Source organism: Fictibacillus sp. 18YEL24 (assembly GCF_015903855.1).
In the GTDB taxonomy this organism is placed as follows: Bacteria; Bacillota; Bacilli; order Bacillales; family Fictibacillaceae; genus Fictibacillus; species Fictibacillus phosphorivorans_C.
The window spans coordinates 18,279-30,550 of sequence record NZ_JACZDT010000008.1 but is presented as its reverse complement, the minus strand read 5'-3'; the positions used below and the strand labels follow the sequence as shown (position 1 = coordinate 30,550).

At 38.1% G+C, this 12,272-nt stretch carries 12 protein-coding genes; 2 read left to right on the top strand and 10 right to left on the bottom strand.

Annotation, left to right across the window (positions count from 1 at the left end; all coding sequences use genetic code 11):
- Positions 1-151: 151 nt before the first annotated feature.
- Together HU823_RS19765 and HU823_RS19760 are read right to left on the bottom strand one after the other, a co-directional pair.
- Positions 152-1,339, bottom strand: a complete 1,188-nt coding sequence (locus HU823_RS19765; protein ID WP_144703017.1) for a chromate transporter — start codon at positions 1,337-1,339, stop codon at positions 152-154.
- Positions 1,340-1,352: 13 nt separating this feature from the next.
- Positions 1,353-1,661, bottom strand: coding sequence for a PadR family transcriptional regulator (locus HU823_RS19760; protein WP_144703015.1), 309 nt, complete (start codon positions 1,659-1,661; stop codon positions 1,353-1,355).
- 506 nt (positions 1,662-2,167) lie between these two features.
- Between HU823_RS19760 and HU823_RS19755 the strand changes: the two genes are divergently transcribed.
- Positions 2,168-2,992 (top strand): STAS domain-containing protein, encoded by an 825-nt coding sequence (locus HU823_RS19755; protein WP_144703012.1) that lies wholly within the window; start codon positions 2,168-2,170, stop codon positions 2,990-2,992.
- Between the two features lie 20 nt (positions 2,993-3,012).
- Here the strand turns inward: HU823_RS19755 and HU823_RS19750 are convergent, their stop codons facing one another.
- From HU823_RS19750 to HU823_RS19720, 7 genes are all read right to left on the bottom strand, one after another.
- Positions 3,013-4,137 carry a Ger(x)C family spore germination protein gene (locus HU823_RS19750; protein WP_186320603.1) on the bottom strand — a complete coding sequence of 375 codons (1,125 nt, stop codon included), beginning with the start codon at positions 4,135-4,137 and terminating at the stop codon, positions 3,013-3,015.
- Positions 4,127-5,605 carry a spore germination protein gene (locus HU823_RS19745; RefSeq protein ID WP_144703006.1) on the bottom strand — a complete coding sequence of 493 codons (1,479 nt, stop codon included), beginning with the start codon at positions 5,603-5,605 and terminating at the stop codon, positions 4,127-4,129. The genes HU823_RS19750 and HU823_RS19745 overlap by 11 nt, the downstream gene beginning before the upstream one ends.
- A gap of 7 nt (positions 5,606-5,612) precedes the next feature.
- Positions 5,613-6,677 carry a GerAB/ArcD/ProY family transporter gene (locus HU823_RS19740; protein ID WP_144703003.1) on the bottom strand — a complete coding sequence of 355 codons (1,065 nt, stop codon included), beginning with the start codon at positions 6,675-6,677 and terminating at the stop codon, positions 5,613-5,615.
- A 276-nt stretch (positions 6,678-6,953) separates the two neighbouring features.
- Positions 6,954-7,238, bottom strand: a complete 285-nt coding sequence (locus tag HU823_RS19735) for a hypothetical protein (protein ID WP_197223154.1) — start codon at positions 7,236-7,238, stop codon at positions 6,954-6,956.
- Positions 7,239-7,345: 107 nt separating this feature from the next.
- On the bottom strand, positions 7,346-7,924 hold the full coding sequence (locus HU823_RS19730) for a 5' nucleotidase, NT5C type (RefSeq protein WP_144702997.1): 579 nt from the start codon (positions 7,922-7,924) through the stop codon (positions 7,346-7,348).
- Positions 7,925-7,937: 13 nt separating this feature from the next.
- Positions 7,938-9,026, bottom strand: coding sequence for a bifunctional diaminohydroxyphosphoribosylaminopyrimidine deaminase/5-amino-6-(5-phosphoribosylamino)uracil reductase RibD (gene ribD, locus HU823_RS19725; RefSeq protein ID WP_197223153.1), 1,089 nt, complete (start codon positions 9,024-9,026; stop codon positions 7,938-7,940).
- Positions 9,019-9,774, bottom strand: coding sequence for a GTP cyclohydrolase II (locus HU823_RS19720; protein WP_066391291.1), 756 nt, complete (start codon positions 9,772-9,774; stop codon positions 9,019-9,021). The genes ribD and HU823_RS19720 overlap by 8 nt, the downstream gene beginning before the upstream one ends.
- A gap of 417 nt (positions 9,775-10,191) precedes the next feature.
- Here HU823_RS19720 and HU823_RS19715 point away from each other — a divergent pair, with 417 nt between their 5' ends.
- Positions 10,192-10,710: a DinB family protein gene (locus HU823_RS19715; protein WP_197223152.1), complete on the top strand. Its 519-nt coding sequence runs from the start codon at positions 10,192-10,194 to the stop codon at positions 10,708-10,710.
- Between the two features lie 66 nt (positions 10,711-10,776).
- On the opposite strand, the gene HU823_RS19710 is transcribed toward HU823_RS19715, so the two are convergent.
- A complete protein-coding gene (locus HU823_RS19710; RefSeq protein ID WP_197223151.1) occupies positions 10,777-12,237 on the bottom strand; it encodes a flavin monoamine oxidase family protein in 1,461 nt (486 codons plus the stop codon).
- Between the last annotated feature and the right edge of the window lie 35 nt (positions 12,238-12,272).

Sequence of the window (12,272 nt, the reverse complement as noted above, 5' to 3'; positions counted from 1 at the left end):
CATGAGAACTTTATGAACATATGACTAGCATAAAGGACACTTATGTAGAAGTTGTGAAGAGAATGATTATTAAAATAGAAAAGAAACTGCTTCGTTCAATAAGAACTCAAGCAGTTTCTTTTTAGAAATTTAAACAAACGTTTAATTCATTTTATAAGAATGACATCAATAAACCACCAATTGCACCAGTAATAACGATTACCCATGGAGGCAGTTTCCAATATACCAACATGCTGAACAGTACTGCTGCAAATGCAAAGTCTATCGGTTTAAGGATCGTTGTTGTCCAAATAGGCTGATAGAAGGCGGATATTAGAATTCCAACAACTGCAGCATTAACACCCATTAAAGCTCCTTTGATCTTAGCATTCTGTCTAAGCATGTTCCAAAAGGGAAGAGCGCCTAAGATTAATAGAAAAGCAGGTAAAAAGATTGCGACTGTAGCAAGTAATCCGCCTTGCCATCCGTTCATCACTGCCCCAATGTAGGCTGCAAACGTGAACAGAGGACCAGGTACGGCTTGGGCTGCTCCATAACCGGCCAAAAATGCTTCTTCACTGATCCAGCCGGATGGTACGAATTCTCGCTCAAGTAACGGAAGAACTACATGTCCGCCTCCGAATACAAGTGATCCAGAACGATAGAAGCTGTCAAAGATCGCGATCCAACTGTTTGAAGTCACATCTCTTAAGATCGGCAACAGAAGAAGTAACGCAAAGAATAAACTCAAACAGATTACAGCAAACTTTTTTGAGATAGGAAATTCATATTTTGTTTCATCGTTATCTGTTTGGTCCCTGTATAATAAAAATCCTAATAAGCCTGCTAATAGGATGACACCCACCTGAGAGAACGCAGTCTGCCACAATAGTGTTCCAATTAGTGCTAACAATGCGATGGTTTTTCTTTTTAAATCTGGTGTTAACTTTTCGGCCATTCCTAAAATGGCATGTGCCACAACAGCAACGGCTACGAGCTTTAATCCATGAATCCAGCTGAGATCTGAAACATTTAATCCTTGCAGGATAAGTGCGAAAACGATGAGCGCGATAACGGAAGGGAAGGTAAAACCGATAAAGGATACAATTCCTCCTAACACACCTCCTCGCATAACACCGATGCCTATTCCCACTTGGCTACTAGCAGGCCCAGGGAGAAACTGACAGAGAGCTACAAGGTCTGCGTAGCTTTTTTCATCCATCCATTTGCGTTTTCTAACGTATTCTTCATGAAAATAACCTAGGTGCGCGATGGGTCCACCAAAAGAAGTGAGACCAAGTCTTGTTGAAACGATAAGAATTTCTAATAGTGTTTTAAGTAAACTTTTGTTTTCTGTCATGTATGATCACCTCTTACTCTTTGATTTCTTTAAACAGTTCATAAGCTTTTGCTCTTGCTTCAGATAAGACGACTTTGCCTTTTTCAGTTGCGGTGTAGTACTTTCTAATTTTTCCTTCAACGTTCTTGTTTTCCTTTGTCAAAAGTCCGTCTGATTCCATGGAGTGAAGAATCGGATATAGTGTACCTGTGCTAATTTTATAGCCGTGTTCTCTGAGTTCTTCTAGCATCCATACGCCATAAATCGGGTGTTCAAGCGCATGATGCAGAATGTGTATTTGTATGAAACCAAGAAAAAGTTTTCTTAAAGTTTTCTCTTCCATATAATCACCGCCTATATTCGCATCTCAATATTGATTACCTATATCGGTTTTCGAAATAAAAATAACATGAGTTCCTTTTCTTTTCAACCTAATCACTATAAGGTTTACATACTCTTTATATTTCTACTGTAGAAGAAGATTTAATTTGATTGTTTCTCTTAATAACAAACCGATTGGAGAGGAAGTCATGGATACCAACTGATAAGTATCTCGCCAATGATCAATGAGAAAGCTCACATATGTAGTATTGCCTTGTCTATTTAGGAGTAAGTAAAATCTCTTGAATGTCTATCATTCATGGTGCACACCGCACGCAACGCGAAAAGCGAACATCCTGAAACAGAAAACAACTACACCTAAGAACAACCACCAATGCGAAAAAATTCTTCAAAATCTTTTAACACTTGTCTCTATTATTATTTTCACAGTTTAGCCATTTACTGGTTCTTTAGTGATAAAATCATTAAAGGTATGATAATAAAACTATTTTTCTTGAGGTGAAGAAGATGAAGTCGACATTAACGGTTGCCCATTATCTAAAAGAAAATGCAGAGCTTCTAGCTAATAGAATCGTTGATGATATTATCGGGCAGTTTGGTTTCCAAGTAAGCGAGACCGATATTAGTCAGGCCAGAAAAGTGTATGCAGAATTCCTATCCTTTTTAAGTGAATCTATTGATTGTGAAGAAGGATCTGTACCAGAAGAACTATTGGAGTGGAGTCGAGAAAACGGAGAGAAAACAGCAGCAAAGCATCATCGAATCTCTGATATTTTAATCCGTTATCCTGACACTCGAATGGTGTTTGCGGATTTCATTTTAAATATAAGCATTGATTTCGGACTTTCTACGGAAGATGTGGTATTAATTATTAAGCGTGTTCATCATATGCTGGACGTAAGCCTTAATGAAACGGTTCTTGCCTTTGAACGAAAGTCAGAGGAAATTTTAGAGAAAACAAAGAAAGAGCTTCGTGAGCTTTCAACACCGGTCGTTCCTATCGAGAATGGACTGGCTGTTTTGCCATTGATTGGAACCATCGACGCTGATCGAACAGAGCACCTTATGAATCATGTGCTGCCTAAAATCCCTGAGCTTCAAGTTGAACGGCTAATTATGGATTTTTCAGGAATCGTCGACATTGATACTGAAGTGGCGTCTCATATTTTTAATGTATACCGTGTTCTAGCATTACTTGGTATTAACGTAATGGTGACTGGTTTGCGTCCTGAGCTAGCGATCAGTGCGGTTTCTGAAGGAATCGATTTTTCATCAATAAAAACATTTGCGAATGTAAAACAAGCGATAGAAAGTAACAAACAAAAAAACTAGCATGCGTGCTAGTTTTTTTGTTAGTCTTTATACTTCTGACTTCCTGCATGAACGATTTGAACTTTTACTTTGACTGAAGCCAATGAGTCTTTCTGCAAAGCATACCTTTTAACTATAGACGGTGACTTTCGATAAGTAGAACGTGTTAAATTATAAATATCACTGTCTATGGAAATTCCATTTAAATAAGTCTGCTCAATATCCTTCTTCATTTTATGGACGATTTTCTTTTCAAGTTCTTTACGAGGAACAATATCTAAATTTTCATCGATTGTTGCTTTTGCTTTGACTTCGATTGTATACTTAAGTTCATTTTGAACTGGCTTATTCAGCTTTATTTTATATCCTTTTACGTCAAGTTCAACAACAGTGTCTCCTAAAGAAATCTCCAGCTTGTTCTCTTTTTTTTCTTTCGTTAACCATTCCAATCCATGAAGTTCTGCATCATTCAGCTTTCCTTTAAAGTTCATACTATTAAGTACATAACCTCCATTAATGGTGGGTAACATTGGTTTATCATTATCTTCGTGCCACTTTCCTTTTACTAATTTTATATTAGGAATTATGGCTGATCCGAATGGTTCGCTGCCATCTCTTAATAGCATCTGCATAGATAATGGGTTAACAGAGTGGTTTCTTTGCAACATACTATCTGGATGAAACAAAACTTTGTATGTTGGTGCTTGCTTAAAAAGAGATTTTGCCATTAATACTTCGCTTATTTCTTCTGACGTACCAAAAATCCATGCTGTAAATCGAATTAGAGGATCGTGACCGATATGAGAAATTACTTCACTCAGCTTTTCTTTAATCACCCTCTCGCTAAACAGTATTACTTGCACGTGTCCGTAATATAGAGGGAACTGGGAAGATTTCTCTAACTTCCTGAAAGCCATTGTTAGGGTATCTCCTTCTTCTCTTCCGACTAAAACAGGAGAGTCACCTGCCTGGGCGCCTCCGCCTTCTTGTTTAGCGATTGATGAGAAGACAGCGGATTCGGTATAAACGATATACTTACCATCTTTATAATCCACACCTAAAGCTTCAATATAGAGTTGTTCATTAATGCCCCTAGAGCCCCAGCAACCTGTTAGCATAAGAAGCAAGATTAACAACGTGAACATGAGCTTTGTCTTATTTCTCATTGCGATCACCTTGGCGAGTAGCGTCTTTTGGATACAGGTACGAAGATCTTTTCTTGATAAGAGTAAAAGGAGCTTTAAAAAATGTTTTAAACGTATCAGCCACATTTGGTGCAGCTAAAGATTCTATATATGGATAGTCAAAGGAACGAAGGGAACTGACTAGCAAGAATATACTAAGCATAGATATGAAAAATCCAAACAGTCCAAATGTTGCACACATGAGAAGGGTATATATCCGTAAAAAAAGCAGATTCCCACTCAATGATTGGTTGACGAACGTATAGCTTGCAATCATCGTTATAGCTACAACAACAAGTGTTGTAGGAGAGGTTAACCCTGCCCGGATTGCCGCATCCCCAACTATTAATCCGCCTAATACCGCTACGGTCTGACCAACAGCTCTAGGAAGTCTAGCTCCTGCTTCTTTAAACAATTCAAACAAAACGACCATGATCATCATTTCAAGTGGCAACGATAACGGTAATCCTGTTCTTGAGAGTGTTAACGTTGCAAGAAGGGGATAAGGAAGCTGATCTGGGTGAAAGGTTGTCAGTGCAATCCAGAGTCCGGGTAATGAAACGGTTGTGAAAAGTCCTGTGAATCGAAGAACACGTTCAAACGATACCATGTAAAAACTGGCATGAGCGTCTTCAGGAGACTTCAACGTAATTGCAAGAGAAGATGGTCCGATAAGCACTGTAGGTGAACCGTCTACAATAATAACAAATCTTCCTTGAATTAATGATTGAACCGCAAAATCGGGACGACCTGTATTATCAAGCAGGGGGAAAATGGAAAAAACGGAATCGGATAATTCTTCTTCTAGTTCACTGCTTGATACAAGAGCATCGATATCAATTTTAGAAAGACGCTGTTCGACCCTTACGACGAGATCAGGATCGATTATATCTTCAATAAATAGTAAGGAAATAGCCGTTTGGCTCCTTCTGCCAATCGTAAAAGACTTGCTATTGAGTGAAGATGTTTTTAGACGTTTTCGGATTAACGCGAAATTGATTTCCAAATCTTCAATAAAACCGTCTCGTGCGCCACGGATTGAGATCTCTGTATTCGATTCTTCTGGTGTACGCTTTGGCATATTTGCAAGATTGATGGCACATAGAGAATTGTCGTTTGAACCGGTTAACAGTACTTGACCTGAAAACAAGCTATGCTCTATCTTTCTTTTGTTTTCTGAATCAATAAGGATTTCATGAACCACAAACCGACTTTTTAAAGAGTTAAACATGTCAACATCATCCTGCTGAGCGATGTCATTTAAGAAGGGAAGCAAGCTTTCTTCTAGTAATGGGGTATCAACTAGCCCTTTACAGAACATCAAGGTATATGCATTTTTTGTTTTTTCTGCAAATAAATCTTTTTTTACCACTACGTCTGTGGAATGAGCGAACCAGCTAAGAAGTTCATGAATTTTAGTATTTTCTTTACGGTGGATAAACTTCATCATAGGTTCCTCATTTCTTAACTAGAACATAAAGACAGAAAATCGTTATAATTGGCATCATCACATACATCTGTATCGGAAAGAAGTAATGATACAAAAAGTTAAAAACAGAAATGTTTGATACAGGAGCAAGGGCATAAGCAATTGCAAGTATATATAGGGAAGCAACTAGCCATATCCTGTGTTTTTTTACATCAATCAATTTTGTAACTAAGTACATCAATAGACTTACTCTAATAAAAGCACCAGAAATCCATTGGAAGATGGAAAGGAAGTCCATCCTGGTAATCTCTTTGCTAATCGTTAGAAGTTTCCATTGCTCAAAAGCAGGGTATCTCAATTTATTGGCTTCGTAAGGGCCAAACTCTGCAATGGCTGCCATTGTCGGTCCTAACATAAGCCCCACTAAAACAAAACTTACAAAAATGATGTGTTTCCACTTAAGCGTTTTACGAGTGTGATGTACAAGAAATAAAAGCGTACTTAACTCTGTCAATCCTGATAAAACATAAACTCCGCCTTTTAACACAGGAGACCAGCCATTTTCTGCAATCGGCAATAACATGGAATAGTCTTTATGTTGAATGTTTCCAATCGCAATAAAAAAACCGAATGTTACAACTAAAGGTAAGGCTATCAAAGCTACCATGCTTAACTCCTGAAGTCCTTTATAAGTCCCTAAAAAACAGAGCACACCTAATAAGATACATAGGACAAGAGCTGGAGTATCCATTAAATAATTTGTTTTTGTCCATGTAATGGTATCTCGAAAAGTAATCGTAGCATTTAAGAAAAAGTAAAGGATAAATACACCGCTGAGCACATAGACAGGGACAGGACCGAGTCGTTTTTTTATAAAATCTATAATATTTTGATTTCCTAATTTTTTTAAAACCGAACCAATTAGTAAAATAAATAGGATGTATGGAATTATTGAAAGAAGAATACTTACCCAAGCATCTCTTCCTGAAGCTGATAAGATGACGGGTATAATCAGAACATGATTTACGAGGCCGGATGAAAGAATTAAAAGAACATAAATATGAAGTGGAGCTACACCAGGTTGAATTCTCATACGTTCCTCCGGTTTATTGAATATGGTTTAGTATTGTTTTAATTTGAAGGCATTATTCTATAGGTAAATATAATTCTTAAACTCAATCTCATTTTGAATCCTTGGAGTTTAGAGTTTTACCAGTGAGTTTTGGATGGAACACTCGCAAATTTTCAACATAATCCTCCGAATTGCTAATGGGGCAGTAAGCCCTGTTGAATACCTCAATCCATTAAACACAGCTGCTTTTGGCAAAAGAAAAGGCTCAAACAAAAGATCAACTTTTTGTTTGAGCCATTACTTCGTTTTATTGATTATGTAGCGTATGTAACCTTCACGATGTCCGACTTGATCAATTATTTTTCGTACATAATAGGGATCTTTTAATAAGCCGTTCTGTTTATCTAGTTCAATCCACTTCTTGGTCTCAGGGATATCGTTTAATTCTTGGAACCATTCTTCGCTTTCTAATTCTGCCCATAATACATGAATATCAGGGTCTTTCACCCTTAAAATATGCTTTTGAAAGAGCTCTAAAAAAAAACCTGCAGTAAGTAAACAAAGCAATAAGAATAGCAGCATATCATTTTAACCTCCAGTCTTATTACCATACACCAAAACGAGCGTTTAAAAAAACAGCACGTTTTTTAACGTGCTGCCTTAAGAAGCATCAAACAAAAGACTGCGTCCTATTTTTTGCTGCTATGTTTTTTAATGATCTCTTTTAATTCAGACCAATTCGTCAAACGAGGCATGTCTAAATCCTTGTTGTAATTCTGATGTCTAACATAAAGCTGAACAGGTTCTTCCGTTAGCGTATTTAAGACATTAGGCTTATCATCAAAGTAAAAGTCCAGCTTCAAATCTTTAATCGTATGGATTTTCTCCTCATCTTTCATTCCACAGAAGAAACGCCCTTCTTGAACAGGAAATCCAGCATTCTCGACCCATTTTTTTGTTTCTTCACAATGTTCAGCTGGTCTCGCTGTGATGTAGAAAATTTCATGCCCCTCCTTATGAAGTTCTTGCAAGACTTCAATAGCATCAGGGTAAGCAGGACAATCTGTAAAATAAATCTCTTCCATAGAATCGATCCACATCTGATTGCCTTCCTGTTTTGAGAGACCGAACGGTTCATGAATCTCCAGAGTTTCAATCGTGTCAAAAACATCGATTGGAACATTTTGTTTTAACTTTTTGTTATAGATATGAAAGGCATGTTGGCGAAGATTAATCAGTGTATCATCAATGTCAAAACCAAATCTCATTTAAATATACCTCTTATTCGTATTTTGGATAACTTGTAAACTTATAATCAGGTCCGATTTGAGTAACCGTAAGATTTTGCAGCTGGATGGCATCAGACATCTTTTCAATACCAGTCCCACCAAAAAAGGAAGGTGAATGCTGGCCACCGATCAGTTTAGGTGCGATGTAGAAAACCGCTTTATCAACTAGTTTGTTTTCTAGAAAAGCCGCGTTAATCGTACCTCCACCTTCGATCAAAAGGGAAGAAATCTGATTACTTCCTAGCGTTCTTAAGACCTCAAGCGGGTCAACTTGTGATTCACCAGCAATAAACACTTTTAATCCGTGAGCTTCAAGTTGAAGCTTTTTTTGCTTGTCATAATTTTCGGTAGTAAATACCCAGGTTTCAGCTTGATTGTCTCTTACAACTTTAGATTCTAAAGGGATCTTAAGTGTCGAGTCCATAATCACTCGAAGCGGATTTCGACCATTCAGAATTCTGGTCGTTAGTTCAGGGTCATCATGAATGACCGTATTAACGCCAACGAGTATAGCTCGATTTTCATTTCGCATTTTATGCACATCTTCACGAGCTTCTGGTGATGTGATCCATTTGCTATTGTTCGTATGACTTGCAATTTTCCCATCAAGTGTGATTCCTGATTTCAAAGTTACGAAAGGGATCTTCTGGACGATAAATTTGTTGAACACTTCATTCATTCGTTCTGATTCCTCTTGAAGAATTCCTGTCTCAACTTCAATCCCTGCATCTTTTAGTATTTGTACACCTTTCCCAGATACGAGTGGGTTAGGATCTAATGCAGCAATGACCACTTTTTTAATGCCTGCTTCTACAATCGCTATAGCACAGGGTCCCGTTCTCCCATGGTGAGAGCAGGGTTCTAGTGTAACATAGATCGTACCACCTTTCGCCTTATCTCCAGCCATACGAATGGCATGGATTTCTGCATGAGGTTCACCAGCTTTAAGGTGTGTACCAACCCCAACGATTTCGTTGTGATTTACGATTACAGACCCCACCAAAGGGTTGGGGTCTGTTTGACCTTTCATGGCTTGTGCATTATTTAGGGCGAGCTGCATGTAGAATTCGTGACTACTCATTCGTGAATACTCCTTCATCTAGATGACCAGATCGCTTAATCTTGGTTTGAAGATACTTCTCGTTGTATTCAGAAACGTCTCCCCAGATCGGAGCACGTGCTGTAACAGAAAGACCAGCTTGATGAAGTGCTTCTAATTTTTTCGGGTTGTTAGTAATGAGTGTAACTGGCTTTGAACGTAATGCTTTTAATACTTCAATAGCGTCTTCGTAATTTCTAGAATCATCTACAAATCCAAGACTCTCGTTCGCCTCTACGGTATCTTGTCCACTTTCCTGAAGAAGGTAAGCCATCGCCTTACTAAATAGACCAATACCACGGCCCTCATGGTTTGCTAAATAAAAGAGTGCACCTGTCCCATGTTCTACAATCATTTTCATCGACTGCTTTAACTGGTATCCGCAGTCACATCGTTTGCTGCCAAAAATATCGCCTGTGTGACAGATGGAGTGCATACGAATTAGTGCCTCATCATTGTAAGCAAAGTCACCATAAACTAAAACACTGGACTGTTGATATTCAGCCAGGTTTGCAGAGGATAGCTTGTCGATTACTTCTTCAAAGTTTTCGGTCTGTTCACAGCCTTCAAGCCAACAGTACCAGTTGAAAACAACGGTATCTCCATAAAGATTAACAGGCAGACGAATGGGACCAACTAAATAAATCGCACCTTCGTCTTTTTTTATAAGTTGTATTTTATCTTCAAGTATGGAAAGAACTTTTTGTTTTAAGTTTTTACTTTGTAACATACTTATACCCCTTTTTATAGTTCATACGTATTTTGTCGGTTACTTCGGTGAATATGTTTATTTTATACCAGATAATTCGATTGAAAGTAGTGTTTTGCTCTCAATGGAAAAAAAAAGCATCGACACCATCAAATAAAGGTTCAATCCTTGTGTGTTCATCATAAATTTCATGAAAGAGAGACTTTCGGTTTTATCTATAATACATCGATTGTATAAACTTTTTATATGGTATGAAAAAAGTATAAAAAAGCGTGTATGTTAGACTATTTCTCTATAATTTCAATAGTGGTTAAGAGTGACCATAAAGTTTTTAAAGGAATAGGTCTTCCTTCATAAAAGAGATTAAAACATTGTTTTAAAGTAGCATTAGTAGAAGAATATCATTATACCTTATACATAAGAGAGGAATGAATTTATATGGAGAAGATATCAGGGGAAGAGTACGCAGAGTATTATCAAACTTATGTAAGCTTAGTACCTGAAGGGGATATCATTCAAGTATTAACAGATCAAATGAAAGAAACAGTGGGAATCGTTAGCAAGTTAGATGATGAGCAGCTTTCCTATCGATATGCAACAGGGAAGTGGAGCGTAAAAGAAGTGGTTGGTCATATAACCGATACGGAGAGAATCATGAGCTATCGTTTATTATCGATCGCACGAGGGGAAACAAGCTCACTTCCTGGATATGATGAAAATGCTTATGTAGAGGAAGCTGGCTTTGATGATATTCCGGTAAGAGATTTAATAGAACATTATGTATCAGTACGCTTGGCGACAATCCAGCTTATTAAGAGTTTGAGCAAAAAGGCTTTAGAAAGGAAAGGAACAGCAAATGGTCATCCGGTTAGCACTCGTGCCCTAATGATGATTATAGCTGGTCACGAAATGCACCATCGTAACATCATCGTAGAGAGATACTTATCAAAAAATTAAACATTTGTTTAAAAAACGAGCCGATTTCACATGAAATCAGCTCGTTTTTGTGTACATATTGATCGGCTAAATGGTGTTCATCTCGATCGCAGCTCTGACTCCTGACTCCACGGCTCCTTCCACCCATCCATGCTTGAGTGTTGTATGTTCCCCTGCAAAATGCAGTCTTCCCTCCGGAGCTTTAATCGCTTCAAATAACTCTAATTCTTGGTAGGGCTTAAACATCGTAAAGCATCCACCTGCATTCGGATCCGTTGACCAATCATGGCTAAACCCTGTAACAAAATGTTGATAGATGTGATCTCCGTGAAACTGTGCGAGATATTTTAATGTTTCTTTAATTTTCATCTCATTTGACGAACTTCTCCAAGGAAACGTATCATCTTCCCACGTATAACTTCCAATCACGACACCTGATGGGATGTCTTGACGGATACGACTCGGATAATGAGTGAAACGTGTTGCTTGATCAGTGACAGTTTTTCCACCAGAAAGGCCATTTTTTTCCCAAAAACGATGTTTAAATTCAAGTCCAATCTTGATCGAGGGTACATAATGAAGTTCCCGAATCGCTTTTCTTTTTAAATAGGAGAGCGAATCGTATGGTTCAAAATCCACAAAATTAAGAACGGAATAAGGCAAGGTAATTAAAACTTTGTCTGCTTCAAATGAAAAACGATGTAGTGTTTGAGGACTTTCTGTATATAGTTTAACGGTGGACTCTGTCTGCACAAGGCGAGTTAGCTTCTGCCCAAAATAGATATGATGCCGTAGTTCTTGAAGAAAAGCACGAGGCAGCAGATCGTAGCCGCCTGTTACTTCAAAATATTTGAGTGGAGGTTTTTTAAAGATGATTAAAATATCTCGTAGCATCTCTAAAAGAGAGAGCTCCGGAAGCCCCTCTAGTGACAGGAGTACTTTAATCATATCTATAGCTCCAGCTGATAAAGATCTTCCGTAAGGGTTGTTACGTAGATAGTTATCAAGGGAGTACTGTTGAAAGTTCTGAATGATGATCGGCCAGTTATTATCAGGATCACGATCTATGAAATCTGCAATCGGCTGAACGGCATAAGCAATCAGCTCTTCAGCCGTTTTTCCTTTTTCATTTTCTAAGACTGGAAATCCTAAGATATCAGGATTTTTCTCATAAGCATTATAGGTGGTCCGAATGCCATTAACTAAAAGAAGGTCATGAGGATTGCTGTTTACGAATTCATTAATCTCTAGGTTGTACTTCTCGATATATGCTAAAACAAGTTTATGCATCTCAGGAATTCGCATCGCACCTGCTTCGTAATAGTTACCGTGGGTAAAAGGTGATCTGACTGTGTAAATACGTCCGCCAACTCTGTGAGTAGACTCTAGAAGTATGACCTCGTGTCCAGCGTTCTTTAAAAGTGTGGCTGCAACAAGCCCGGCCATTCCTGCACCAACGACAATCATCCTTTTTGGAGAGCTTGTCATGGGTAAACCGTTCTGTATAATATCCAGCATTCTCTCAACTGTTAAACGGTTTGAATTCATCACAAGTCCCCCTAAATGAACGTTCATTCCTTTTA

Coding starts and splice junctions, on each gene's coding strand:
- HU823_RS19720 (WP_066391291.1), bottom strand. CDS start 9,774: ATGTTACAAAGTAAAAACTTAAAACAAAAAGTTCTTTCCATACTTGAA.
- HU823_RS19750 (WP_186320603.1), bottom strand. CDS start 4,137: ATGAGAAATAAGACAAAGCTCATGTTCACGTTGTTAATCTTGCTTCTT.
- HU823_RS19710 (WP_197223151.1), bottom strand. CDS start 12,237: ATGAATTCAAACCGTTTAACAGTTGAGAGAATGCTGGATATTATACAG.
- HU823_RS19760 (WP_144703015.1), bottom strand. CDS start 1,661: ATGGAAGAGAAAACTTTAAGAAAACTTTTTCTTGGTTTCATACAAATA.
- HU823_RS19735 (WP_197223154.1), bottom strand. CDS start 7,238: ATGCTGCTATTCTTATTGCTTTGTTTACTTACTGCAGGTTTTTTTTTA.
- HU823_RS19715 (WP_197223152.1), top strand. CDS start 10,192: ATGGAGAAGATATCAGGGGAAGAGTACGCAGAGTATTATCAAACTTAT.
- HU823_RS19765 (WP_144703017.1), bottom strand. CDS start 1,339: ATGACAGAAAACAAAAGTTTACTTAAAACACTATTAGAAATTCTTATC.
- HU823_RS19730 (WP_144702997.1), bottom strand. CDS start 7,924: ATGAGATTTGGTTTTGACATTGATGATACACTGATTAATCTTCGCCAA.
- HU823_RS19740 (WP_144703003.1), bottom strand. CDS start 6,677: ATGAGAATTCAACCTGGTGTAGCTCCACTTCATATTTATGTTCTTTTA.
- HU823_RS19755 (WP_144703012.1), top strand. CDS start 2,168: ATGAAGTCGACATTAACGGTTGCCCATTATCTAAAAGAAAATGCAGAG.
- HU823_RS19745 (WP_144703006.1), bottom strand. CDS start 5,605: ATGATGAAGTTTATCCACCGTAAAGAAAATACTAAAATTCATGAACTT.
- ribD (WP_197223153.1), bottom strand. CDS start 9,026: ATGAGTAGTCACGAATTCTACATGCAGCTCGCCCTAAATAATGCACAA.